Source organism: Nonomuraea sp. LPB2021202275-12-8 (assembly GCF_037044575.1).
Taxonomy (GTDB): Bacteria; Actinomycetota; Actinomycetes; order Streptosporangiales; family Streptosporangiaceae; genus Nonomuraea.
In genome coordinates this window covers 1-397 of sequence record NZ_JBAHWD010000166.1, presented here as the reverse complement: position 1 = coordinate 397, position 397 = coordinate 1, and the positions used below count along the sequence as shown (strand labels likewise).

General features: G+C 68.8%; 2 pseudogenes. Both read left to right on the top strand.

From position 1 onward, the window contains the following. Positions 1-202: pseudogene (locus V5E28_RS49210) on the top strand (ABC transporter ATP-binding protein); the annotation flags it as partial. Then, positions 199-397: pseudogene (locus V5E28_RS49205) on the top strand (ABC transporter permease); the annotation flags it as partial. The pseudogenes V5E28_RS49210 and V5E28_RS49205, both read left to right, overlap by 4 nt.

The window sequence follows — 397 nt, the reverse complement described above, 5'->3', positions numbered from 1 at the left end:
TCCCGACCGGCTCCCCGCCGACCAGCACGTGATCTCCGCACGCCACACCGACCGGCAGAGCACGTACGTGGTCCGTACCGACGTCCCGATCCACGATCCCGCCTGGACGGTCACCCAGCTCAGCATGGAAGACCTCGTCCTGGCCTACATGGAGAGGCGCACCGCCGAGGACCGGCGAGTGGCCCTGGAGGTGCAGCGATGATCTGGCTGACCTGGCGCCAGTTCCGCGGCTCGGCCACGATGATGGCCGCCCTGCTCGTCATTATCGCCGCCGTCCTGGCCGTGACCGGCCCGGGCCTGGCCTCCGGATACTCCGCCGGGATCGCCGACTGCACCCAGGACAACACCTGCGGCCGCTTCTACGACCGGTTCTTCGGTGAGTACGACCTCCCCTTCA